At 63.2% G+C, this 24759-nt stretch carries 24 protein-coding genes; 10 read left to right on the plus strand and 14 right to left on the minus strand.

All coding sequences use genetic code 11. The annotated features are described in order from the left end of the window. Positions 1-95: 95 nt before the first annotated feature. Positions 96-659, minus strand: coding sequence for an amidohydrolase family protein (locus ACOOEX_RS10545; RefSeq protein WP_420394798.1), 564 nt, complete (start codon positions 657-659; stop codon positions 96-98). 106 nt (positions 660-765) lie between these two features. On the opposite strand from ACOOEX_RS10545, the gene ACOOEX_RS10550 reads away from it, so the two are divergent. Beyond that, complete coding sequence (locus ACOOEX_RS10550) at positions 766-1056, plus strand: hypothetical protein (RefSeq protein ID WP_420394799.1); 291 nt, start codon at positions 766-768, stop codon at positions 1054-1056. 59 nt (positions 1057-1115) lie between these two features. Here the strand turns inward: ACOOEX_RS10550 and ACOOEX_RS10555 are convergent, their stop codons facing one another. The 7 genes from ACOOEX_RS10555 to ACOOEX_RS10585 all read right to left on the minus strand — a co-directional run bounded on the left by ACOOEX_RS10555 (position 1116) and on the right by ACOOEX_RS10585 (position 9337). Further along, positions 1116-2402, minus strand: a complete 1287-nt coding sequence (locus tag ACOOEX_RS10555; protein ID WP_420394800.1) for an aspartate aminotransferase family protein — start codon at positions 2400-2402, stop codon at positions 1116-1118. 4 nt (positions 2403-2406) lie between these two features. Next, positions 2407-3510, minus strand: coding sequence for a mandelate racemase/muconate lactonizing enzyme family protein (locus tag ACOOEX_RS10560; RefSeq protein ID WP_420394801.1), 1104 nt, complete (start codon positions 3508-3510; stop codon positions 2407-2409). 136 nt (positions 3511-3646) lie between these two features. After that, positions 3647-4759 (minus strand): mandelate racemase/muconate lactonizing enzyme family protein, encoded by a 1113-nt coding sequence (locus ACOOEX_RS10565; protein WP_420394802.1) that lies wholly within the window; start codon positions 4757-4759, stop codon positions 3647-3649. Then, a complete protein-coding gene (locus ACOOEX_RS10570; RefSeq protein WP_420394803.1) occupies positions 4756-5043 on the minus strand; it encodes a cupin domain-containing protein in 288 nt (95 codons plus the stop codon). The genes ACOOEX_RS10565 and ACOOEX_RS10570 overlap by 4 nt, the downstream gene beginning before the upstream one ends. A 28-nt stretch (positions 5044-5071) precedes the next feature. After that, a complete protein-coding gene (locus tag ACOOEX_RS10575) occupies positions 5072-5665 on the minus strand; it encodes a dimethylsulfonioproprionate lyase family protein (RefSeq protein ID WP_420394804.1) in 594 nt (197 codons plus the stop codon). Next, positions 5662-6741 carry an alcohol dehydrogenase family protein gene (locus tag ACOOEX_RS10580; protein ID WP_420394805.1) on the minus strand — a complete coding sequence of 360 codons (1080 nt, stop codon included), beginning with the start codon at positions 6739-6741 and terminating at the stop codon, positions 5662-5664. The genes ACOOEX_RS10575 and ACOOEX_RS10580 overlap by 4 nt, the downstream gene beginning before the upstream one ends. Positions 6742-6880: 139 nt before the next feature. Then, complete coding sequence (locus ACOOEX_RS10585) at positions 6881-9337, minus strand: FAD-dependent oxidoreductase (RefSeq protein ID WP_420394806.1); 2457 nt, start codon at positions 9335-9337, stop codon at positions 6881-6883. A 71-nt stretch (positions 9338-9408) separates the two neighbouring features. Here ACOOEX_RS10585 and ACOOEX_RS10590 point away from each other — a divergent pair, with 71 nt between their 5' ends. Together ACOOEX_RS10590 and ACOOEX_RS10595 are read left to right on the plus strand one after the other, a co-directional pair. Beyond that, positions 9409-10320, plus strand: coding sequence for a MurR/RpiR family transcriptional regulator (locus tag ACOOEX_RS10590; RefSeq protein WP_420394807.1), 912 nt, complete (start codon positions 9409-9411; stop codon positions 10318-10320). Between the two features lie 93 nt (positions 10321-10413). Next, complete coding sequence (locus ACOOEX_RS10595) at positions 10414-11505, plus strand: aromatic ring-hydroxylating oxygenase subunit alpha (RefSeq protein WP_420394808.1); 1092 nt, start codon at positions 10414-10416, stop codon at positions 11503-11505. 16 nt (positions 11506-11521) lie between these two features. Here the strand turns inward: ACOOEX_RS10595 and ACOOEX_RS10600 are convergent, their stop codons facing one another. The 4 genes from ACOOEX_RS10600 to ectA are packed head-to-tail and all read right to left on the minus strand — an operon-like array spanning position 11522 to position 15235. After that, on the minus strand, positions 11522-12949 hold the full coding sequence (locus tag ACOOEX_RS10600; RefSeq protein WP_420394809.1) for an aspartate kinase: 1428 nt from the start codon (positions 12947-12949) through the stop codon (positions 11522-11524). A 3-nt stretch (positions 12950-12952) separates the two neighbouring features. Continuing rightward, on the minus strand, positions 12953-13354 hold the full coding sequence (locus ACOOEX_RS10605) for an ectoine synthase (protein ID WP_420394810.1): 402 nt from the start codon (positions 13352-13354) through the stop codon (positions 12953-12955). Positions 13355-13357: 3 nt separating this feature from the next. Next, positions 13358-14647 (minus strand): diaminobutyrate--2-oxoglutarate transaminase, encoded by a 1290-nt coding sequence (gene ectB, locus ACOOEX_RS10610; RefSeq protein WP_420394811.1) that lies wholly within the window; start codon positions 14645-14647, stop codon positions 13358-13360. Between the two features lie 57 nt (positions 14648-14704). Further along, positions 14705-15235: a diaminobutyrate acetyltransferase gene (gene ectA / locus ACOOEX_RS10615; protein WP_071690069.1), complete on the minus strand. Its 531-nt coding sequence runs from the start codon at positions 15233-15235 to the stop codon at positions 14705-14707. 211 nt (positions 15236-15446) lie between these two features. Here ectA and ACOOEX_RS10620 point away from each other — a divergent pair, with 211 nt between their 5' ends. The 5 genes from ACOOEX_RS10620 to ACOOEX_RS10640 all read left to right on the plus strand — a co-directional run bounded on the left by ACOOEX_RS10620 (position 15447) and on the right by ACOOEX_RS10640 (position 19183). After that, entirely contained in the window at positions 15447-15932 is a 486-nt protein-coding gene (locus ACOOEX_RS10620; RefSeq protein WP_071690070.1) for a MarR family winged helix-turn-helix transcriptional regulator, read from the plus strand. A 149-nt stretch (positions 15933-16081) separates the two neighbouring features. Further along, entirely contained in the window at positions 16082-16573 is a 492-nt protein-coding gene (locus ACOOEX_RS10625; protein ID WP_420394812.1) for an Lrp/AsnC family transcriptional regulator, read from the plus strand. A gap of 157 nt (positions 16574-16730) precedes the next feature. Then, positions 16731-17873, plus strand: coding sequence for a glycine cleavage T C-terminal barrel domain-containing protein (locus ACOOEX_RS10630; RefSeq protein ID WP_420394813.1), 1143 nt, complete (start codon positions 16731-16733; stop codon positions 17871-17873). A gap of 26 nt (positions 17874-17899) precedes the next feature. Next, positions 17900-18349, plus strand: a complete 450-nt coding sequence (locus ACOOEX_RS10635) for an OsmC family protein (RefSeq protein WP_306047216.1) — start codon at positions 17900-17902, stop codon at positions 18347-18349. 21 nt (positions 18350-18370) lie between these two features. Then, positions 18371-19183, plus strand: a complete 813-nt coding sequence (locus ACOOEX_RS10640) for an enoyl-CoA hydratase (RefSeq protein ID WP_420394814.1) — start codon at positions 18371-18373, stop codon at positions 19181-19183. A 44-nt stretch (positions 19184-19227) separates the two neighbouring features. On the opposite strand, the gene ACOOEX_RS10645 is transcribed toward ACOOEX_RS10640, so the two are convergent. Beyond that, positions 19228-20064, minus strand: coding sequence for an FAS1-like dehydratase domain-containing protein (locus tag ACOOEX_RS10645; RefSeq protein ID WP_420394815.1), 837 nt, complete (start codon positions 20062-20064; stop codon positions 19228-19230). Between the two features lie 72 nt (positions 20065-20136). After that, complete coding sequence (locus tag ACOOEX_RS10650; protein WP_420394816.1) at positions 20137-21036, minus strand: LysR family transcriptional regulator; 900 nt, start codon at positions 21034-21036, stop codon at positions 20137-20139. Positions 21037-21124: 88 nt separating this feature from the next. Between ACOOEX_RS10650 and ACOOEX_RS10655 the strand changes: the two genes are divergently transcribed. Then, positions 21125-23272: a thiamine pyrophosphate-dependent enzyme gene (locus ACOOEX_RS10655; RefSeq protein WP_420394817.1), complete on the plus strand. Its 2148-nt coding sequence runs from the start codon at positions 21125-21127 to the stop codon at positions 23270-23272. Continuing rightward, positions 23269-24744, plus strand: coding sequence for an indolepyruvate oxidoreductase subunit beta family protein (locus tag ACOOEX_RS10660; RefSeq protein WP_420394818.1), 1476 nt, complete (start codon positions 23269-23271; stop codon positions 24742-24744). Before ACOOEX_RS10655 ends, ACOOEX_RS10660 begins: the two co-directional genes overlap by 4 nt. Positions 24745-24759 lie beyond the last annotated feature (15 nt).

The raw sequence follows: 24759 nt of genomic DNA on the forward strand, positions 1-24759 counted from the left end.
TCTGGATCAGCTGCAAGGGCCGCGTCGGCGTGACCGAAGCGTCGCTACGGATGGTGAAGCGCTGTCCTTCAGCCTCGGCCCATCCCATGGGCGAGCTATCTTGCGCGGTCTGGACCGATGGTCTCGTCATGGTGCAGACCGCCCCAATTCCAGATATGGGCCGGAAAGACGCTGATGGTCACTCCCGGAACGACGCAGCGCCGTACCTGGTCGCGGCGCATGACCTGCCCATGAATGATCGTGTGCCGATGCTCGTCTCGCAGGTGGTGCGTCAGCGCGCCAGCCACGGCATCGAGGAACTTGTCCGGCGCCGCGTCGCCGCTACAGTGACAATGGATCTGGAACCCGAGGCGATGCAGTTTCCGGACCTCTGAAAACAGGGTGTCGCGCGCCATATAGGCCAGTCCCAGAGCGTCCGAGCCGGAACAAGGCGCGGTCAGAAAGGCGGTGCGCATCAGGAAAGAGCCATCGGTCAGCAGTTTGCGCGACCCCAGAGCAATCGCGCCTTTCAGCCAGTCGCGTCCCATAGCTGACCGACAGGCCCTGAATATCGAAACCGGATCGCCCGGAATGGCATGGATGATGACGAACAGGGTCGTTACCGCCAATACGGTGATCAGAAGCGCCAGCCCGATGCGACGCAGAATGTCGCTGAGCATGACGGTCTCGCCTTCGGTCCTCCCCCTGTTCCCCTGCCGGGATCAGGCCGTTCTGAAGTAACGGTAGATCGGCAACCCACCGGGGCGCAGCGCCGGAGCAACGCTGTTGCGGCAGATCACCGGCGTCGCCTCGTGGGTCAGGCCAGCGGAATTCCTGTTGCCCGAGAATGAATTCAAAGCGCCCCCCGTCGGGCGGGGCCAGCTCCAATATCTGCGCGGCCCCACTTTCGGCAGCACCAGCCGCCAGCGGGCCCCGTTCATGTTCCCCGTCGTCTGGCGCTATCTCGAAAACCTCACCTCTCTTCGCGATGCCATGCGTCAGGTTGGACGCTACGACATCAACTCGGCGAAACTGGACCAGCGCGCGCGATCTATCCTGTTGGGCGCGAAAGGCTGAGTCGGGATGGATCGCGAATGGATAAATTCTATTTTTTTCATAATCTTATATTCCGTTCTTTACATCCCAAGATGATCCGCCACAGCCTTGGCCGCGTTCCGGAAGGCACTGCGGGTCGCTTCCAGATCTTCCGATCCCAGGGTCAGCGACGGGTAGAGCTTTCCGGGGGATTTGAAGATCCCCTGACTGCGCAAGCTGCGGTTCCAGACTTCATTCAGCATCGGGTCCCGGTGCTTCGCGCTGCGATAATCAACCGGGTCGGCGTCGGTGAAATATACGTCGAACAGGGTCGCGTCTCCGCAAAGGCGGTGCGCGATACCGTGATCGGACAGCGCCGCGGACTGCATGTCCATCAAGCGCTGACCAAGATCGCGCAGCCGGTCATACTGGCCCGGACGGCGCAGGATCTCCATCGTCTTGAGGCCCGCTGCCGCCGCAACCGGATTGCCCGACAGCGTGCCCAACTGCATCAGCCATTTCTCGGACCCCACAGCCGACTTGTCGAAATGCGCCATGATCCCGGCCCGTGCCCCGAGTGCGGCCAGCGGGAAGCCCCCGCCGATGATCTTGCCCAGGGTGCAGATATCCGGTGTCACGCCATAGCGTTCCTGCGCGCCGCCATAGGCGAGGCGGAAGCCGGTGACGATCTCGTCGAAGATCAGTAACACCCCATGCGCGTCACACAGATCGCGCAGACCCTGCAGAAAGCCGGGCTGCGCCGGAATGATGCGCTGCAGGGGCTCTGCGATGATCGCGGCAATGTCGTCATGTTCATCCAGAAGCGACGCCACCGCCGCGAGATCGTTGAAGGGCGCGATCAGCATCTCCTCGGCCACGCTGTCGGGGATGCCGGCGCTGTCGGGCACGGCCGTGGGGAAATTGACCTCGCGGGCGGGGGCAAGGCTCATCTGTGCCTCTGCGGACATGCCGTGATAGCCGCCCTCGAATTTCAGGATCTTCGGCTTGCCGGTGTAAGCGCGGGCCAAGCGGATGGCGTACATATCCGCCTCGCCACCCGAGGTGACGAAGCGCACCTGTTCGCAGCAGGGAACGGCATCGACAATGGCCTCGGCAAGTTCGATGCCCCTGGCGTTATTGGCAAAGAAGGTCATGCCCTTCGGCAACTGTTCCAGAACGGCCTCCATCACTTCCGGGTCCCCATGGCCCAGAAGCATCGGGCCGGACCCGATCAGGTAGTCGATGTACGCATTGCCATCCTCGTCCCAGACATGGCTGCCCTGCCCCCGAGCAATCACGATGGAGGCGTCGAAATTGCCGAAGCCCGCGGCAGGCAGCACCTCGCGGGCGCGGGCGATCCAGTCGGCTTGGCTGTGCAGAATGTTCATGAGGTCACTCCAGTATCAGGTCGGGGTGTCCAAGCGCCTGACGATCAGGCAGGATCCCGAGGCCGGGGCCATCGGGGGGCGAAAGGCGGCCGGCCTTGCGACCCGGTGCATCGGGGGCAAGACGCGGGGCAACATAGCCGGAAAGGTCACAGGTATTGAGCAGGCGGCGCGGATCCGTGGACGCTGCCAGATGGGACAGCGCGGCGGTGGTGATATCGCTGCCCCAGGTATCCTCGATGCACATCTTCGCGCCCAGATGATAGCACAGGTCGCGCGCAGCGCGGGTGGCGGAGAGCCCGCCGAATTTCGACAGCTTCAGCGCCACTGCATCCATGCAGCCATGGGCGTGGGCCTTGAGCAGGCTTTCGGTGTCATGGGCCAGTTCGTCGAGCTTCATCGGCAGGCCGGTCGCGGTTTTCACCCGCGCGCAATCCTCGATCGTCGCGCAGGGCTGTTCCAGCATGATATCGAGATCCGACACCGCCCGGCCCACGCGGGTGGCATCGAGCGAGGTCGCGCCGCAGTTCCAGTCGCCATAGACGAGCGGGCCCTCGCCCACGGCCTCGCGCACGAGGCGCAGCCGGGCAACATCGGCCTGCCAGTTGCTGTCTGCCCCGAGCTTGACCTGGAACTGGGTGATGCCGCTGGCCTGTGCCTCACGCGCGATGCGGGCCATGTCTTCGGGCGCGATACAGGTGATGGAGTGGTAAAGCGGCATGTCCTGCGCCTGCCGTCCGCCCAGAAGCGTGTAGAGCGGCAGCCCGGCGGCCCGCCCGGTAAGATCCCAGAGCGCGATATCGAGGGCGGATTTGGCGTAGCGGTGACCGATCAGCCAATCGTTGGCCTTGCGCATCATTGCCTCTGGCCCGATCGGGTCGGTGCCAAGCAGGACGGGGGCAAGCTCGGTCAGGGCCGGGGCCACGCCACGGGCGTAGGCCGGCAGGTAATGCGGGATCGGGCAAACCTCACCCCAGCCAGTAAGGCCGGTATCGGTATCGAGCGCGATGACCACGGTTTCGACCGTGTCGCAGGTCTTGCCGTCGGCCATGTAATAGGTCTCATGGCTGGTCAGCGGCACATGCCAGAGGGAGATGCGGGTGAGTTTCATGCGCGTTGTCCTGATGAGGGTTTCGCCGCCTTCGGCGTCGATCCGCGCGCGACCGGTCCGATCGCGCGGGAGGGGGCTCTGCCCCCGTCGGCTAACGCCGACTCCCCCGAGGTATTTTTGCCAAGATGAAAGGGCATCAGCAGGCCTCATAGATGGCGACGGGCTGTCCGAGGGCGTTTTCGTCGGGGTGGACGCCGAGGCCGGGTGTCTCGGGCAGATGCAGGTGGCCGTCGAGATTGCGCGGACCGCGACCACCCGCGATATCGACGGTGATCATGTCCTGGCAGGCCCAGACCGCCTTGCAGTTCGCATCGGAAATGGTGGCGGCGAAATGCAGCGCCTCGGTATCGGCCAGCACCGATCCGCCGGTGGCCATGACGAACATGTCGATGCCATGGGCGAGCGCCACATCGCGCATACGGGCCGCCTTGGTCAGCCCACCCACGCGGTTCAGTTTGATGCCGAAGACCTCCGCCAGACCGTCGCGGGCGATGCGGGTTGCGTCCTGCAGGGTGACGAGCGCCTCGTCCACGCTGACAGGGGCCGCGTGTTTCGCGCGGAGCGCGGCGATGTCGTCGAGCGTTTCACCGGGCTGTTCGAACATGACGCAGAGCTCTTCCGTGGCCTGCATAACCGACAGGGCCTGTTGACGGGTCCAGCCGCGATTGACGTCGTAGAGGATGATCTCATGCGGGGCGCGGTGTGCCTCCACGTCCCGGATGCGGGCGATGTCGCGGGCCACGTCGCCGCCGATCTTGACGGAATGGGCGATATAGCCGCGCTGGCGATAGCGGTCCATCACGGCGCGGGTTTCCTCGACGGTCTTGGCCCCGACCGAAGACGCGATGGGGCGCGGCGTGCGGCTGCCGCCGCCCATAAGATCGGCAATCGGCAGGCCCGCCGCCTGACCGGCTATGTCCCAGCAGGCCATGTCGATGGGGGATTTCGCGTAGAGATGACCGGGCAACGCGAGGTCCATGGCGCGTTCCACATCGAGCACCCGGCGCGGGTCGAGGCCAAGGAGGAAGGGGGCCATGGTCTCGATCCCTGCCCGGATGCCGGGGCCGTGGGCGGGCACATAGGTGTGGCCCCAGGGCGTACCCTCGCCCCATCCGGTGATGCCTTCGTCGGTGTCCAGCTTCACGAAGGTCGCGTCGAGCGTTTCGAATTTCAGCCGCCCGCCGGAAAGCCAATAAGGATGCTCCAGCGGCAGGTCGACATGGTAGACGGTGATGCGGGTCAGCTTCATTTCAGTTCGACCTCGATGAAGGACATCTCTGCGCTGCCCGCGTTGATCACGTTGTGTTCGACCCCCTCGATTCGGCGATAGGCGGCGCCTGCGGGCACTGTGGTTTCGGTGACAGTCCCGTCGGGATGTTCCAGCCGCATGTGGCAGTCGGTGAGCGCGGTGATGACGTAGTCGAAGCCGTGCCGGTGCCAGCCGGTTTGCTGCCCCGGTGCGAAGGTGAAGCGGGTCACGCGGGTGCGGGCGTCGTCGATAAGTTGGTCGGCGGTGCAGGTCATGTCGGTCATGTCCGGGGGCCTTGTGCTGCTTGGATGATCATGCGGTGCCCATCCGTGGCACGCCCGTCAGCCCGGCGCCGCGCCACAGGACAAGCGCCAGAACAGGGCTGTCACCGGTGGTCATCTGGTGGGGCTGGTTCGAGCGGTGGATACGGATATCGCCGGGGCGTAGGGTGACGGGGGGCTCGCCCTCGGCCTCGAACAGCGCTTCGCCTGCGAGAATGTAGTAGAGTTCCTCGGCCTCGTGCAGATGCCAGGGGTAATAGAGGTTCTCGCCCCAATAGGCGATGTAGACGCGGATCTCGTCGGACCGGTAATGGCCTTCAGGCCCCACCAGCTCGAACCAGCCGTAGCGGTTGAGGAAATCCTGCCCGACCTCGTCCACGGTATAGGTCTGCTGCCAGTCCGCGTAGTCGGTCAGGTCGCGGATCGCGTTGCTTGTGGCGAGGGTGGCGTCGATATGGCCCTCGGACCAGGCCTTGAGGATGTCGGCTGCGGGGATCGGGCGGGGCGCCTTGGGGGCGGGTAAAGCGAGGGGCCAGCCAGCGAAGCCCATCAGCGCGGGGGTGGAGGCCACCAGCATGGTCAGCGCATGATAGGCGCGGGCAAAAGCCAGATCGACGGGGGTCACGGGATCACCACGATGTTGCCGGTGTGGCGTTTCTCGATGAAGGCGGTCTGGGCTTCGCGAAGCTGTGCCAGCGGGTAGGTGGCGGCGAGCGCCGGTTTGATCTCACCTGCCTCTATGTAGCGGACAAGATTGGGCATCACGTCGAGGTCGATGACGGTGGAGCCGGTGAAGGTCAGGTCACGCAGGTAGAGCGTGCGCAGGTCAAGCTCCACCATCGGCCCCGCAATGGCGCCCGAACAGGTGTAGCGCCCGCCGCGGTCCAGCACGTCGATGAGCTGGGGCCAGTAGGGGCCGCCGACGATATCGGCCACGACGGTGATTTTCTCATCGCCTAGGGCCGCGCGCAGGTTCTCAGGTGCGCGCGGCAGGATGCGGTCGGGGCCAAGCTGCGCGACCTCGGCATGTTTCGCCTCCGCTGCCATCGCTATGACCCGCGCGCCGCGCCGCTTTGCCAATTGCACCAACGCGCCGCCGACGCCGCCGGACGCGCCGGGGACCAGTACGGTATCGGCGTCAGTTACCTGCGCGCGGGTCAGCATGCCCTCGGCGGTGGAATAAGAGCAGGAAAAGGTCGCAAGCTCGGCATCCGAGAGGTCCGATTGCACCGCCAGCGCGTTGCGCGCCGGGATGGTGCAGTATTGCGCAAAACCGCCATCGCGCTCAGAGCCGAAATAGCCCGTTTTTGCCTTGTTGGTCAGGTCATCAGGGTCACGCAGCCAGTTGTCGGTAATCACCCGCTCGCCGATGCGGGCCGCATCCACGCCATCGCCGACGGTCACGATCTGCCCGCAGACATCGGCCCCCTGGATGCGCGGGAAGGCAAGGGGCGCACCGCCCCAGGATGGGTCTTCGTCATTTACTGTTTCGAAACCCTCACCCGTCGTTCGGTCCGTCACCGCCTTGGAATACCAGCCCGAGCGGGTGTTCACATCGGTATTGTTCATGCCGCAGGCCCCAACCCTGATCAGTACCTCGCCGGGGGCGGGGCTGGGAACCGGCCAGTCTTCTCGCCACTCGTATTTGTCGAGGCCGCCGTGGCCGGTGAGGATCATGGCTGACATGGTGGTCGGGATCATGGGTGCTCTCCTGTGACTATGGGGATTTCGCCGCCTTCGGCGTCGATCCGCGCGTGATCCTTGCGGATCACACGGCAGGGGGCGCTGCCCCCGTCGGTTGACGCCGACTCCCCCGGACTATTTGGACCTAGAAGACCGATCATGCGGCGCTGTCCGTTCTGGGCCGCAGGCTGTCGGGGTCATAGGCCGGGGCACCCAGAACGCGGGCCGCACGGGGTTCGCCGGCAATCAGCACCTCAAGCGCGGTGCCGGGGGTGGTGGCATGAGGTTTGAGATAGGCGAAGGCGAGGATTTTTCCGACCGTATGGCCATAGGCGACGGAGGCGGTGGCCCCCACGACTTTGCCATCCAGCCTGACCGCTTCGCCACCATGCCCGTCCTCGATGCCGTCGGGCTCGATCTCCAGATAGGTGCAGATCCAGGGTTGTTCGTCTTTTTCCGCGCTGGCGCGCGTGGCCTCGGCCCCCAGGTAGTCCTTGTCGAGCCTGACGAAGCGCATGACATTGGCCTCGGGCAAGGTAACCTCGTTGGTCAGTTCACCCGCGCCGGGGAAGGCCTTTTCCATGCGCAACGCATTCATCGCGAAGCTGCCGTAATCCGCGATACCATGGGCCTCGCCCGCCGCCCAAAGCGCGGTGTAGACGTCGAGGCAAGCGGCATCGGGCATGTGCAGTTCCCAGCCAAGCTCGCCCGCATAGGACATGCGAAAGGCCCAGACCCGGTGTCCGGCGACGGTGATTTCCTGCGCACTGAGCCAGCGGAAGCCCGCGTTGGAGAGATCGACATCGGTGCAGGCGGCCAGCACGTCGCGCGATCTGGGGCCGTTCAATGACAGGGCGGACCAGGTGGAGGACAGCGCGGTGATAGTCGCGTTTTCACTGCCCTTGTTCTTGGCCAAGTGATCCAGCAGGCGCTGTTCGAAGAAGGCCGCGCAGACGAGGTAGTATCGGTCCTCAGCCATCCGCACGATTGTGCATTCCAGCTCGATCCGGCCGCGGCGGTTCAGCATATGGGTCAGGATGATCCCACCATCCTTTTGCGGCATCCGGTTGGCGACCAGCCGGTCAAGGAGAGCGTATGCGTCAGGCCCCGAGACCTCGACCTTGGTGAAGGCCGTCACATCCATGATGCCCACCCGTTCGCGCACCGCGCGGCATTCCTCGGCCACCATGTCGAAGACAGGCGTGCGGCGGAAGGAATAGTGGTCGCGCTGCTCCACCTCCCCCCGCGCGAACCAGCGGGGGCGTTCAAACCCGTAGACCTCCTCATAGACCGCGCCCTTGTCCTTCAGCAGGTCGTAGAGCGGCGAGGGTTTGATCGGGCGGCCCTCCAGCCGGTTGAAATGCGGAAAGGGGATTTCGTGGCGCAGCTTGTAATCCTCATGCGCCTTGATCACCTGCCAATCCTTGGTGGCGTAGCTGCCGAACCGGCGCGGATCGTAGTCGCGCATGTTGATGTCGGCTGCGCCATGGACCATCCAGCGCGCCAGTTCGCGGGTCAGGCCGGGGCCCCAGCCAATGCCGATCTGGGTGCCGCAACAGCACCAGTAGTTTGTCACGCCGGGGGCGGGCCCGACCATCGGGTTGCCGTCGGGCGGATGGCTGATCGCGCCATGGACCTCTCGGGTGATGCCAAGTTCCGCGAAGATTGGCATCCGCTCCATCGCGTTTTCGAGCCAGGGCATGATGCGGTCGTAATCGGCCTGGAAGAGCTCGTTCTCTGCCTCCCACGGGCAATGATCTTCCCAGACGGAGTTGGAGTTTTCCTTCTCATAGATGCCGATAAGGCCCTTTTTCTGCTCCATCCGGATATAGCCGGAGACCATCCTGTCATCGCGCACCACTGGAAGTTCGGTGTCCAAATCTTTGAATTCAGGAACTTCTTCCGTGACAAGATAGTGGTGGGTCATTGAAGTCATCGGCAATTGCAGGCCCGACCATTCGCCCATCTGGCGCGCATAGGTGCCGCCTGCGTTAACCACATGTTCACATGTGATTGCGCCTTGCTCCGTCTCCACCAGCCATTCGCCGGAGGGCAGCTGTGTGATGTTGGTGGCCCGGCAACGGCGGATGATGCGAACGCCTTTCTGGCGCGCGCCGGTGGCCATGGCCATGGTGACGTTCGAAGGGTCTACATGGCCGTCATCAGGGGTATAAAGCGCGCCGAGCACCCCATCTAGATTGTAGAACGGATGCTTCTGCGCGATGAACTCCGGCCCCACCAGTTCGATATTGAAGCCAAGCGCGCGCCCCACCGACAGGGTATGGCGCAGCCAGTCCATCTCGTCTTCCGTATAGGCCAGCCGGAACGACCCGCAGCCATGCCATGTGACGGCTTGGCCGGTCTCTTCCTCCAGCACCCTGGAATAAAGCCCGATATTGTAATCGACCATCCGCCCCAGCCCATAGGAGCTGGTGGAATGGGTAATCTGCCCCGCCGCATGCCAGGTGCTGCCGCTGGTCAGTTCGGCCTTTTCCAGCAGGACCGTGTCCGGCCCCCATCCTTCATGGCCTAGGTGATAGGCAAGACCACATCCCATGACACCGCCGCCGACGATGACAACGCGGGCGTGGGTCGGGAATTCTTTTTGCGACATTTGGGGCAATCCTGTTGGCGAGTCACTTTTCCTGTAGACAGGCTAATCGCACAAATATACCATCGTCAATCATGAATGACACAAACATACCATCATCCGCAAACACCTCCTCGACGCATGCCATTCTCGACCGGCTGACCGAGGAATGGGACGCCCTTACACCAGAGGCGCAGAAAGCCGCACGCTATGTGCTGGAGAATCCGCAGGATGTGGGCGTCTCGACCGTTCGAGAGATCGCCGAGGCCGCCAAGGTCAAGCCCAACACCGTGGTGCGCATGGCGCGGCAGGCGGGGTTCGAGGGGTACGAGGATTTCCGCGCCCCCTTCCGCGATGCGATCCGCAAGGGGGCGATCAGCTTTCCCGACCGGGCCCGCTGGTTGCAGGATATCCGCAAATCCGGAGATCTCGGCGGGCTCTATGCCGACATGGCTGAGGCCGCGATCCGCAATATCGAGGAAAGCTTTGCCGCCACCAGTGCCGAGGCCATGAAAGCGGCGGCAGAAGCGATCTGGGCCAGCCGACAGGTCTTTACCCTCGGTGTCGGCGTGAACAATGCCAATGCGCGCAACTTCACCTATCTGGCCTCCACCGGCATGACGCAGTTCCACGCGATCCCCCGCCCCGGATCGACCGCCGTCGACGATCTGGCCTGGGCCGACAGCCGCGACGTACTGATCGCCATGTCGATGCGCCCCTACCGCAGCGAGGCTGTGGCTGCCATCGAGGTTGCCCGCGAGCAGGGCATGACAATCATCGGCCTGTCCGACAGCCCCGCCAGCCCCATCATCCGCGCTGCCGATCACGGCTTTGTCGTCGCCGTCGACACGCCGCAATTCTTCCCCTCGTCGGTGCCGACCATCGCGCTTCTGGAAACCCTGCTGAGCTTCGTCATCGCGGTTGCCTCCGATGAGATCGTGGATCGGGTCGAAAGATTTCATGACCGGCGCCACAAGCTTGGCATCTACACCGAAGGCAACGAATGACCCTGACGCCCATCGAACAATCCGCTTTGGCGTGCAGACCTTCCACCCTGCCCTGCTGGCAGCATCGTTTCATCTTCTCAGTGGACTGATCACATGACCAATCCGACCCGCTCGCTCGATGCGAAATTCTACACCGACCCGCAGGTTTTCGAAGTCGAGAAGGCCGGGCTTCTTGCCAGCACCTGGCAATTCGCCTGCCATGCCAGTCAGTTGGAAAACCCCGGCGATTACGTCGCGTTCGATCTGGGCGATGAAAGCCTGTTCGCGATCAAGGGGCGCGATGGCGAAATCCGCAGTTTCTACAATGTCTGCCAGCACCGGGCGCATCAGCTTGTCAGCGGTGCAGGCTCGACCCGCGTCATCGTCTGCCCCTACCACGCCTGGACCTATGAACTTACCGGCGGTTTGCGCGCCGCGCCGAACGCGAAATCGGTGCCAGGATTCGACGCGTCGAAAATCTGCCTGACGGAAGTGCGCACCGAGGTGTTTCTGGGCTTCGTCTTCGTCAATCTCGACCCGCATGCCAAGCCGATGGAGGACTGGTTTCCCAATGCCCGCGCCGAGCTGGAGACCTTCGTACCCAACTGGGCGGAACTCAAACCGCTGGAATGGGTGGAAATCCCGGAAAACTGCAACTGGAAGGTTTCGGTGGAGAACTATTCCGAATGCTATCATTGCAGCCTGAACCACCCCACCTTCTCCACCGGCGTGATCCGGCCCGAAACCTACGACATCCAGCCCCAGGGCTATTGCCTGCGTCACACGACAGAATGCAACGATCTCAGCCAGATGACCTATGACATCGACAGCGGGTTCGCGAATAACGACAAGTATTCAAGCTGGTTCCTGTGGCCGATGTTCAGCTTTCAGGTCTATCCTGGAAACCTGCTGAACACCTATCACTGGCGCGCGGTGGATGCCGATCACGTGGTGGTCTGGCGCGGCTGGTATTCGGTTGGTGGCTTCGACGACGAAACCGTCCGCCGCATGGCGCAGCAGGACCGCGCCACCACGGTGGAGGAAGACATTCACCTTGTCGAAAGCGTCCAGCGCGGCCTCAAATCGCGCGGCTATGTTCCGGGGCCGCTTGTCGTCGATCCCGCCTGCGGCGTGAATTCCGAGCATTCCATCCTGCATCTGCAACGCTGGATGCGCGAGGCGGCCAGCGACGGCAAGACGCCCTAGCCCGCCCCTACCCCCGTCAAGCGGCCTTTGACAGGGGGCTGTCGCCTGCCGCCGGGATCAGCGCCGCGTGCAGAACGCCGATCGTCCTGTCCAGATCGCTGCATTCCATGACGAACTGAACATCGACGCTGCGCGGTCCCTGCAAGGCGCCCACGGCCTCAAGCCCGGCTTCGGCAATGACCTGCAAGCCACGGCTCAGGATGGACAGCCCGCTCAGATCCCGGCCAATGACCGAGGCGATGGCCAGCTTGCGCGAGGTGATGCGCGCCGCCGGATAGAGCCGTTCAAGGTCCTTCTCCACGCGCCGCATGATCTTCAGCGAGGCGTCCACGTAATGGGTGATCGTGTTGGCGTTGGACAGCTTCGACACGATCCGAACATTGTGACGCGTCAGCACGTCGAGGATCGCGGCGTCATAGCCTTTCACCCCGACCATGTCCTGTTCGAACACTTCCAGCGCGATGACATCGAGGCCGGTCACGATCTCGGCCTCGGGCGATTCCGCCGGGCGGTCGTCGATCAGGGTGCCGGGATCGCCCGGTTCGAACGCATTGGTGACGCGCAACGGAACATCCGCCTGCCGCAGGGTTTTGGCTGCCTTGGGGTGGATCGCCTCCATCCCCATGTTCGACAGCTGGTCGGCCACGTCATAGTTGCTGTGGCCGATCTTCTGCGCCTTGTCCGCCCCGACCAGGCGCGGGTCGGCAGAGGACAGGTGGAATTCCTTGTGAATGATCGCCTCCCGCGCGCCGGAAAGCGCCGCGAGGCGCGAAAAGGTGATCTCGGAATATCCGCGATCGAATTCGCGCATCAAACCCTCGGCGCATTGCGCGTAGCCGGTGACGATCGGCATTTCCGAATTGATATCAATCCCTTCGATGCCACCCTTGATGCGATCTTCAAGATCGACCGTCTGCTCATCGCGCCAGCCGGTCAGGTCCACCAGCCGGGCATTCACCCCTGCGCGTTGCAACAGCAGGGTCGCGGTGAAGGCCGAATGCGCTTCGCCAAGGCCCGACAGCAATTCGCGCACTTGCAACAGATGCTCGGACAGACGGAAATGGCCGTAGGAGCAAAGCCTGCGCAAATCCACAAGGCAATTGCGGGTGCCCTCGATCCGTTCAAGAACGAAGGCATCCGCCTGCTCCCGGTCGGCGGGATGATCCAGCACCGCGCCATGGGCGTCTGTCATCGCGTCTGCGACGCGGTCCAGTGCGCCGTGCCAGCCATGATCGGACTCTGCCCCGGCAAAGCGGGCGTAGACGCCGGGATCGCCGGATTTCTTGTGCTCCAGCAACAGGTCGGTCACACCCCCGAAGGCTGAGACCACGAACATGCGACCATAGAGGTCGGCACCACTCCGGTTACCGATGAACAGGGTATCGCGCAGCGCGTCCAGCCTCGACATGGACGTGCCGCCGATCTTCTCGACAGTATGGGTCATGGGTCAGTCAGCCAATTCTTCCGCAGCAGCGTAGGAGCCGTCCGCGCGGTGCACTTCCTTGCCGGTCACCGGCGGATTGAACACGCAGGCCATCGCCAGTTCTTCCTCGGCACGCAGCACGTGACGGTCATGTTCATTCAGCGCGTACATGACGCCGGGCCTGATCTCGTGCGTCTCGCCGGTGGCGAGATCGGTGATCGAGCCCTTGCCTTGCATGCAATAGACGCTTTCGGAGTGGTTCTTGTACTCGAACACATGTTCTGAACCGGCATTGAGAAAGGTGATATGAAAGGAAAACCCCATCCCGTCACCCGCCAGCAGCATGCGCACCGAGGACCATTCGGCATCCGAAACGACGCGGTCGCGCTCTTCTTCGATGATCTTGTTGAAATCCCTGACAATCATGGCTTACTCCGCCGCTATCTTGGTGCCGAGCGTCGCATCGCGCGCCGCGTCGAGAAGGATGTTCAACCCCTTGCGGAACAGCGTCTCGGGCGTGGTCAGCGGGGCCAGAACCTTGACCACCTGATCCTCGTTGCCCGAGGTTTCGATGATCAGCCCCTTCTGGAAGGCGCGCGCACAGATATCGGCAGCGAGGTCGCCGGACCCCACATCCACACCCTGCATCATGCCACGGCCTTTCAGCGTCGCACCGGGCACCAGATCGGCTACGCCGTTCAGCGCGTCGGTCAGGAGGCGGGCCTTGTGCGCGATGTCGTTCGCGAAGCCCGGATCGCTCCAGAACTTCTCGATCGAGACGCGGGCGGTCACGAAGGCATGGGTGTTGCCACGGAAGGTGCCGTTATGTTCGGCCGGGCCGAACACGTCGTATTCGGGACGCACCAGAAGCAATGACATTGGCAGGCCAAAGCCCGACACGGATTTTGCCATCGTCACGATATCCGGCATGACGTCCATCTCCTCGAAGGAGAAGAAGGTGCCGGTCCGGCCGCATCCGGCCTGAATGTCGTCAACGATCAGCAACGCACCATGGTCGCGGGCAAGATCCGCCACCCGCCGCAGCCATTCGGGGCTGGCCGCGTTCAGTCCGCCTTCGCCCTGCACCGTTTCCAGCAGGATCGCCGCAGGCGCGTCGATGCCGCTGGAACTGTCGGTCAGCATTGCCTCGAGAAAATCGGCGGAATCCGTCGCCTCGCCGAAATAGCCGTCATAGGGCATACGCGTGACGCCGTGCAGCGTCATGCCCGCGCCACCGCGGTGATATCCATTGCCGGTCGCCGCAAGCGCCCCGAGTGTCACGCCGTGAAACCCGTTGGTGAAGGCAATGATATTGGTGCGCCCGGTCACCTTGCGGGCCAGTTTCATCGCCGCTTCGACCGCGTTGGCCCCGGTCGGACCGGTGAACATGACCTTGTGATCCATGCCGCGCGGGTTGAGGATATGGGCGTCGAAGGCCTCCAGAAACGCGGCCTTGGTATCGGTATGCAGGTCGAGCCCATGCGCCAGACCGTCCGACGCGATATGGTCGATCAGGGCCTGTTTCATGTCAGGATCATTATGGCCGTAGTTCAGCGACGAACAGCCGGCCAGAAAGTCGATATAGCTGCGCCCCTTGGAATCGGTGAGTTCCGATCCCGCAGCACTGGTGAACAACTTGTCGAAGCTGCGGCAATAGCTGCGCGCCTCGGACTCGCGGCGTTTGAATACAGAAATTTCGGCTGACTTGGCAGTCGGCATAATGGGTCCTTTTGGGTTTTTCTTTGGGGGAAGGTGCAGGCGGTCGCGACGCGGGGCTCAGGCCGCGTTGCGCAACCGCTCCTGCAGGTCGATGGTGACCATGTGCTCGGTGCTGTGGCGGTCCCGGAAATGCAGCGCCTGCGTGTAGTGCGCCTGCACGTCGAGTTTGGAGTCGCGATGCCCGGCGAACTTGCGGAACAGCGCCCAGGACGGCTCGTTATCGGCCGTGATCGTGGTTTGAAGGCGCTGAACATCGGCACAGGCCGGACGTTCCAGCAGGCTCGACAGCATGAGCGTGCCCAAGCCGGTGCCACGCGCCGTCTCGGACACGGCCACTTGCCAGACGAACAGGGTTTCCGGGTCATAGGGCAGCACATAGGCCGACACCCAGCCGACAACCTTGCCGTCAAGCTCGGCCACGACGCAGGTATCGCGGAAATGATCGCACTGGATCAGGTTGCAATACATGGAGTTCTCGTCGAGCGGCTTGCACGCGCGCACCAGTTCCCAGATCTCCGCACCATCCTCGGCGGCGGGCTCCCGCAGCGTGGGCGTATTCTTGCGAAAAAACTCGAGCGCATGTCGCATTTGCTTTTTACCTCATGTTTGCTTTGAATGGCTAAGTATCAAGTCCGGGTCGAGTTTTCAAGCTCAGCGGAAATTCCGCGACATATTGGCCAAATTTCGGGATAAAGCGGCCCATTTGCCGTGATCACCTCGCCGTTAATACTTCGCAAGCCAAAGCTTACACATCTTCCAGCACATTGATTCATGACATCGCCTGTGCCAGCATCCGGACATGGATCGCGTCGATACCAGCCTTATCGCCCTGCGCCGCATTTTGCTGGCTACGAACCAGTTCAGCCGCAACCTCGCGCAATCCGTCGGCCTGACCGCGGCGCAGTTGCGGGTCTTGCAGATCGTCTCGGAGAAAGGTCAGTGCACCGCGACGGCGATCTCGCAGCAGATGCGGATTTCGCAGGCCACGGTGACGTCACTGGTAGACAAGCTCGTGCGACAGGAAATGGTGGTCCGGGAGAGGTCTCAGACCGACCGGCGGCAAACCAATATCGTGATCACCGAAAAAGGCATTCGCGCCCTTGCCGACGCCCCCGACCCGCTGCAACAGCGTTTCGTGCGCAAGTTCTCGGCCATGGAAGATTGGGAACAGGCCGCCCTGATCGCGGCGCTGGAACGTGTCGCGTCGATGCTGGACGCCGAGGACATTGATGCCTCGCCGGTCCTGGAAAGCGGCGAGTTCCAGAAGACCGGCTCCGGCGAGTGACACGCCCCCGCCTGCGCCCGAAGTGACGCAGCGATAGCGGCAGGGGTCGGAATCCCCCGAGATCGAGATGGCTTCATCGCCTATCCTGCGGTGCGCACGCTTGAAATTGCTGCATCGTGCGCGAATCAGAAACGCCGCAAGAGCTCATCATGAAAAAGACCGGACTCGACATCACGGATATCCGTATTCTCAGCGCGGTTCAGCAGCACGGGCAACTGAGCAAGACCCGTCTTGCCGAGCTTGTGCACCTGTCCCCCACCCCCTGTTGGGCCCGTCTCGACCGGCTCAAGGCGGCTGGATATATCCGGGGCTATCATGCGGACATCGCACTGGAGCGGATCGTTGATTTCACCCAGGTCGTGGTGACCATATCGCTGACCAATCACCGGAAGGCCGATTTCGAGAGATTCGAGGCGCTGATCAACTCGCTGGACGAGATCACCGAGTGCATCGCGACCGGGGGCGGCATGGATTACGTGATCAAGACCGCCACCCCGAATCTGGCGGCATTCCAGGCGGTGATGGAGGTGCTGCTCTCCTCCGAAGTCGAGATCAATCGCTACATGACCTACATCGCCACCCGGCAGGTGAAGGTAAGCCGCCCGAACCTTGCCAAACTGATTGCGCAGGCCAATAGGTAGCACGGCGACCGAACGGTCTGTTTTGAATTTTTTTTCGGACGGAACGGTCTGAAAACCCCGCGTTTTCGGACCGCATCTTCGGCGGAATCGGCCCTAAAAGATCGCCAGCTTCAACGATGCCCTGACCCGAACGGTCAGCAGTTATGAGGGCGAACACATGACACAAGCAGACGACTTCGGGTTTGGCACCCAGATCCGCAAATCCCCCTATTTCGACGCCACCGTCCGGTGGGGCGCAAAGGGTTTTTCCGTTTACAATCATATGTATATCCCTCGTGATTTCGGCGATCCGGAACAGAATTTCTGGAACCTCGTGAACGAGGCCATCCTGTGTGACGTGGCTGTTGAACGTCAGGTCGAGATCACCGGACCGGATGCGGCGCGCTTTGTTCAGATGCTGACCCCGCGCGATCTGTCCAAGATGGCCGTGGGCCAATGCAAATACATCCTGATCACCAATGCCAAGGGCGGCATCCTGAATGATCCGATCCTGCTGCGCCTGGCGGAAAACCACTTCTGGATCTCGCTGGCTGACAGCGACATCCTGCTGTGGGCCCAGGGCGTCGCGGTGCATTCGGGGATGGATGTGACGATCTGCGAACCCGATGTCTCGCCGCTGCAACTTCAAGGGCCGAAATCGGGTCTGATCATGCAGGCGCTATTTGGCGAAGAGATCATGGACCTGAAATACTACTGGCTGCGTGAAGTCGATCTCGACGGTATCCCGCTGATCGTGTCACGTACCGGCTGGTCCAGTGAACTGGGATATGAGCTATATCTGCGTGACGGCACTCAGGGCGATGCCCTGTGGGAACGGATCATGGCAGCGGGCATGGAGCACGGGCTGAAGCCCGGCCACACCTCGTCGATCCGCAGGATCGAAGGCGGAATGCTGTCCTACCACGCCGATGCCGACATCCACACCAACCCGTTCGAGCTTGGCTTCGACCGTCTGGTCAATCTCGACATGGATGCGGAGTTCATCGGCAAGGCCGCGCTGAAGCGGATCAAGGAAGAGGGCGTCACCCGCAAGCAGATCGGTCTGGTCATCGACTGCGACCCTCTTCAGGGGCCGAACACCACCTTCTGGCCGATCAACCAGGGCGACGAGACCATCGGCAAGGTGACCTCGGCCGTCTATTCGCCGCGCCTGAAGCAGAATATCGCGCTGGCGATGGTGTCGGTGGAGCACGCGGTTCTGGGATCGGAGGTGGAGGTGGTGACCAAGTCGGGCCCGACCCGCGCCACCATGGTCGAGTTCCCGTTCTACGACCCCAAGAAGTCCATCGCCGCTGCCTGAGCGACCCTGCAGAAGAGACCTGATCCATGTCCGATCTTTCGATCCAGTTGCACTGGCATCGTGCCGAGCCCGTATTGCAAACCGGGAAATACTCGAACGCGCATCGTGTTCAGTTCAACAACAGCTACGAGGTTGACGTCGACTCCGCCCCCGACTGGGGCGGAGATCCCGCCAACACCAACCCCGAACAGGCGCTCGCCTCGGCCCTGTCCAGTTGCCACATGATGACCTTCCTGGCGCTGTGCGCCAAGGCTGACTGGCCGGTGGCCAGCTACCACGACTATGCAGTGGCGCATCTGGGCAAGAACCCGAAAGGACAGATGTCGGTCACCCGGATCGACCTGCACCCGGTGGTGCGCTTCGACACCGGTTTCTCTGTGTCGGACGCCGAACTGGAGCAGATGCAGCACCGCGCGCATCGCTATTGCTTCATCGCCAACTCGCTGGCCGACAGCGTGGAAATCAACATTCTCTGACGTCGCCGAAGGACTGAACCCGTGCAGCAACCCGAGCAATCAACCGACCTGTTGGACCAAGTGCTTGACCATGATGGCATCCTGCGACTGACCCTGAATGATGTCAGGCGGCGCAATGCCCTGTCCGAGGCGATGCTGACCCAACTGGGAACCGCCTTCGCCGAGGCGGGTGCAAACCCGCAGGTTCGGGTGATTGTTCTGGCGGCTCACGGGCCTGCCTTCTGTGCGGGGCACGACCTGAAGGAAATGACCGCGGGTCGGGACGCCGAAGACAACGGACGCGCCTATTTTTCCAAGGTCATGGCCATGTGTTCCGGGGTCATGCAGGCGATTGTCAATTGTCCCAAACCGGTGATCGCAGAGGTGGCGGGAACAGCCACGGCAGCGGGGTGTCAACTGGTCGCAAGCTGCGATCTGGCCTATGCGGCGGACAATGTCCGGTTCAGCACACCCGGTGTGCATATCGGCCTGTTCTGTTCCACGCCCATGGTGGCCCTGTCGCGCAATGTCGCCGACAAGCACGCGATGGAGATGCTGCTGACCGGAGACATGACGCCCGCAAACCGCGCCATGGAGATCGGGCTGGTCAATCAGGTGGTGGCCTCTGACGAGCTACAGGCCGTCACCATGGACGTGGCCAGGAAGATCGCCTCCAAATCCAGCCTGACGCTTGCCACCGGAAAGCGTGCTTTCTATGCGCAACGCGGGATGCCGCTGGACGAGGCCTATGACTACGCCTCTCGGGTGATGGTCGACAACATGATGGCCCTGGACGCGCAGGAAGGCATTGGCGCCTTCATCGAGAAACGGCAGCCCGCCTGGCAGGATGCCTGACCCATCGCCACCGGATGCTCCTGCCCGGGGCCTCCGGGGCATGTTCAGAACGTCACTTCCGCGCTCATGGCCAGCGAGCCGTCCTGCCGTTTCGCCCAGACCGAGCTGACCTCGCCCTCGGTCGCCGCCTCGATGCGGAACGGCGCCAGCCCCGCCAGCGGAGCGACACCGCGATAGGACAGCGTCTTTGGGGGCTGGCCACGATGGCGACAGGCAAGGTCGATCAGCAGGGTCGCGGTCAGCGGTCCGTGAAAAACGAGGCCCTCATATCCCTCCACCTCGCGGGCGTAATCCACATCGTAATGGATACGGTGGCCATTGAAGGTCAGCGCCGAATAGCGGAACAGCATGACCTCGGTCGGCGTCACAGGCTCGGAAATCTCGGCATCGATCGGGGCCATGACCGGCGTCGGCAGGGGCGCGTCCGGCGCGGGATCTTCCCGGTAGACGATGTCATGTTCCTCTGTCAGGGCCGGTTCCCCGTTCTGAAACAGCGCATGTTCCACCGTCACGAAACAAAGCCTGCCGCTGCGGCCCTGTTTTTCCTTGACCGAAAGAATAGTGGACCGTTTGCTGGCCTCTTGCCCGAGGATCAATGGCGCATGGAAATGGACGCGGCCCCCGGCCCACATGCGGCGCGGCAGATCGACCGGGGGCAAAAACCCGCCCTTGCGGGGATGGGCATCGCGGCCAAGCTCACTGGTGGGGCGCGCGTCGAGGAAATAGAGCCAATGCCACAGCGGCGGCAGGGCGTCTCCGTCGACCAGACCGGGATCACGGTCCAGCGTGGCCTGCATGAAGCGAGCCGGTTGCGGGCGCAACACATCCGTTGCAGTTGCGCTGCGGTCGATCCAATCCTGAATTGTCACCGCGTCCTGCATCGTTCCTCGCCTCGCTATGGTCGCCGCAATCATATTCCCGGCCCCGCCGCAAGGCGCAAGGCGCAAGCGAGGCTAGCAATCTGCGAAAAGGTCCTGAACCTGTTCTCGAAGCCAGGTGCAGGCGGGATCGCTGTCGGATCGACCGTGCCAGATCATGCGGATCGGACTGGCACTTTCAGAAATCCTTACCGGCAGCAACCGCGCCTGCCCTGCCGCGACCAGTTGGTCGGCCAACTGCCGCGGCACCACGGCCACCAGATCGAGATCCGCCAGGAGCTGTGGCAAAGCACCGAAATGACCAAGCCGGAGCACCACCTGCCCGGCCAGCCCCCTCGCCTCCAACGCCCTGTCCACCGCCCCGCCAAAGGTCGTGGCCGGGGCGGGCACCATGATCTTTGCCCGGTACAAGGCAGCAAGGTCTTGGGGCGGGTCGTTCAGCCCCGCGCCTGCGATCGCGACATAGTCCTCATCAAAGAGACGGGTGGAGCGGATACCGCGCCCCGACAGTCCCAGCATCCCGATGGCAAGGTCCACCTCCCCCAGCTCCAGCGCCTGGCCGAGCGCCGCAGTGGGCGTTGCCGTGTTGATCAATCGCAGCCCCGGCCCCGCCTGGAAGACCCGCACCGCAAGGCGGGGCAGAAACACCGCCTCACCCAGACCGGACAGCGACAGGCGAAACACCCGCGTGCTGCGGCCCGGATCGAAGCGCGTGCCCTGTTCAAGGGCGGAAAAGAGCCCCTCAAGATGGGCGCGAATGTCGGGAAGGATGGTTTCGGAGTAGCCCGTGGGCACCATCCCATCCCGCGTGCGCAGGAACAGCGGGTCGTTTAGCGCCTGACGCAATCGGGCCAACGCATTGGAAGCGGCAGGCTGACTGAGACCCAACCTTTCGCCCGCAAGCGACACCGACCGCGTGTCATCCAGCGTCACCAGCATTCGCAGCAGGTTCAGATCGAGGGCGCGTAGTTTCATTGATTTCATGAATGAAGATTATTGCGCCTATCCGTTTGACGAAAGGGTTTTCGCACCGGATGCTCAGGGCGCACAGGGAGGGCCACAGATGGAAGTCTCATTCGCCAGAGAAATCGAAAAACTGAAGCTTGGTGCGGGTGAGACCTTTCATGGCGAGGGTATTCTGGCCGTCACCAAGGCGCTGCTGCAATCGGGCGTGTCATATGTGGGCGGCTATCAGGGCGCACCGGTCTCTCACCTGATTGACGTCATGGTGCAAGCCGCGCCCGACATGGCGAAACTTGGCGTCCATGTGGAACCCTGCACGAACGAGGCCTCTGCCGCGGCAATGCTGGGGGCGTCGATCATGTATCCGGTGCGCGGCGCGGTGACGTGGAAATCCATCGTCGGAACCAATGTGGCGGCGGACGCGCTGTCCAACCTCGCCTCGCCCGGCGTCATGGGCGGTGCGCTGATCATCGTGGGCGAGGATTACGGCGAAGGCTCCAGCGTCATCCAGGAACGCACCCATGCCTATGCGATGAAATCGACCCTGTGGCTGATGGACCCGCGCCCGAACCTGCCCTCTATCGTGAATTGCGTGGAACGGGCGTTCGAGCTGTCAGAGGCATCGAACACGCCGGTGATGATGGAGCTGCGTATCCGCGCCTGCCACGTTCAGGGATCATTCGAGGCCAAGGACAATATCGCGCCCGCGATTTCGGGGCGGCGGTTGCTGGCGGAACCCGCACCTCACCAATATGAACAACTGGCGCACCCGCCCGTGACCTTCGGCCATGAGCGCAAGAAAAGCAGCGAACGCATGGCCGCCGCGCGAGCGTTCATTCACGAGCATCGTCTGAACGAGGTCTTCCAAGGCACGCAGGGCGATGTGGGGATCATCGTTCAGGGCGGGCTGTACAATGCGCTGATCCGGTCCCTGGCGGAACTGGGGCTGGCCGATGCGGAAGGCAATTGCGACCTGCCGATCATGGCACTGAACGTCGTCTATCCTCTTGTACCTGAGGAAATCCTTGGCTTTGCGGACGGCAAGACCGCGGTTCTGGTGCTGGAGGAAGGCCAGCCGGAATATATCGAGAATGAGATCGGCACCATCCTGCGACGCGCGAAATCGCCGGTGGTGCTGTCGGGTAAGGACATTCTGCCCCTGGCGGGCGAATACACGTCCGAGGTCATGGCCAAGGGCGTCGGCACTTTCCTGAGAGAGCATCTGCCGGGCATCGGCAACCAATTGGGCGACACCGCCTATGCCGAGGAGATCGAGGCGCTCCGGGCAGAGGCGCAGCGGTTGCTGGCCGCCCCTGTCCCCCCACGCCCGCCAAGCTTTTGCACCGGCTGCCCGGAACGGCCCTTCTTCGCTGCGCTGAAGCTGACCCAGCAGGAGATCGGGCCTGTCCACTATTCCGCCGATATCGGCTGCCACGCCTTCGCGACCTTCGCGCCGTTCAATTTCGGGAACTCCATTCTTGGCTATGGGATGAGCCTTGCCTCCAACGCTTCGGTCGCCAGTTTTCAGCAAAAGCGCCCGCTCGCCGTGATGGGTGATGGCGGGTTTTGGCACAACGGGTTGCTGTCGGGCGTGACCTCTCGGCTTTTGAACGGCGGTGACGGGGTGCTGGTGATCATGAAGAATGGATATACCTCGGCCACCGGCACGCAGGAGGTCATCTCCTCGCCCGATCCGGCGCTGAAACTGGCGGCGGCAGAAAAAAGCGCGACGCATGGTGAGACCACCATCGAGGATGCGCTGCAGGGCGTCGGCGTAAAATGGCTGCGCACGGTGCACACCTACAAGGTTTCGCAAATGCGCGACACACTGCGCGAGGCGTTTTCGACCAAGTTCAGCGGGTTAAAGGTCATCGTGGCCGAGGGTGAATGCCAATTGGAACGGCAGCGGCGCGTGAAACCGATCCGCGCCAAGGCTCTGGCCGAAGGGGAGCGCGTCCTGCGCACCCGCTTTGGCGTCGATGAAGACACCTGCACCGGCGATCATTCCTGCATTCGCCTGTCCGGCTGCCCGACCCTGACCGTGAAAACCGCGACCGATCCCCTGAAAACCGATCCCGTCGCCCATGTCACAAATGGCTGCGTCGGCTGCGGCCTGTGCGGCGAGGTCGCCCATGCGGCGACGCTCTGCCCATCCTTCTGGCGAGCCGAGGTGATCAGCAACCCGACCTGGTGGGACAGAACACGCAGCCAGTTGCGCCGGATATTCACGTTGGGGGCGGCGGCATGACAGGCGCGGAAAATCCCCCCCTGCGGATCCTGCTGGCAGCCCTTGGCGGGGAAGGCGGCGGCGTTCTGATGAACTGGATCGTGCAGGCTGCGCGGGACGCCGGGTTCGTCGCGCAGGCCACCTCGGTGCCCGGCGTGGCGCAGCGCACCGGTTCGACCAGCTACTATATCGAGATCGCGGGCAAGGATGCGGCGGGCTCTGTCCTCAGCCTCGTGCCGATGCCGGGGCGGGTCGATGTGGTGGTGTCGTCCGAACTGGTAGAAACGGCGCGGGTGATGGCGGCGGGCTTTGTCTCGCCCAGGCTGACGACGCTCATATCCTCGACCGCGCGCACCTATTCGACGGCGGAGAAGATCCAGTTGGGTGACGGGCGCTATTGTGAAGACAACGTGCGGCGCACGGCCGAGGCGCTGGCGCGGAACGCGTACCTGCTGGATCTGGGCCAGATCGCCGAAGACAGCGCCACTTTCGTCAGTGCCACCATGTTCGGGGCCCTGGCTGGCAGCGGTGTGTTGCCATGGGACATTGCAGAGTCACGGGCCATACTGGGGGAGGGTCGGTCTGCAACCGCCAGCCGCGCCGGGTTCGACGCAGCCGCGCAAGCGGTGCAGGACTTGCGTGATACGCCTGTGCCGGTCCCCCAGACCCCGGCATCCGACATTCCCGCAGATATCACCGAGGTGATCCGCCTCGGGGTGGAGCGCTGCACCGACTATCAGGACGCGGCCTATGGCGAGACCTACCGCGCCCATGCCGACCGGCTGATCGCGGCGGCGGACCTGTCCATCCCGAGCGCCGCCCATGCGGTGAAGGAGGCCTGCCGCCGTCTGGCGCTGTGGATGGCCTACGAGGATATCGCCCGCGTGGCCGATCTGAAAACAAGGCCCGAGCGTTTCGCCCGCATCCGGGCCGAGGCGAAGATGCAGCCCGGACAGGTGATGACGGTGACGGAATACCTCAAACCCCGTGCCGAGGAGATCGCCGATATCCTGCCCGCCCGGCTTGGCGCGCGCATCATGGCGCGGGTGGAGGCGGGCAAGGGTCTGCCCTTCCTTGGCCGTGGCCTTCATGTCCGGTCCAACGGGGTCGCGGGCTATTGGATGCTGCGCCTAATGGCGGGGTTTCGCCGTATCCGCCGCAGGTCCTTCAGGTTCGCTCAGGAACAGGCGGCGATTACGGAATGGCTGGAGGCGATGGACACCGCCCTGCCCCGCGCGCCTGACTTCGCAGAGGCCCTGGCCGAACTGCCCCGCGTTCTGAAAGGCTATTCCGATACGCTGATGCGGGGCAAAACGGCCTATGCGCGGATCATGGCGGGCGGGGTGCGCCCGGCCATTGCCAGCGGTCAGATGTCAGACGCGGCCCCCACCTTACGTGGCGCCATCGCGGCGGCACTTGCCGATGACAGCCATGCCAAGCTGGACGAGACCCTGGGGGCACAGCCCGCCATCCCCAACCTGCGCAGCGCCTGACCCTAGGAAAGGACC

This window comes from Nioella sp. (assembly GCF_965215655.1).
GTDB lineage: Bacteria > Pseudomonadota > Alphaproteobacteria > Rhodobacterales > Rhodobacteraceae > Nioella.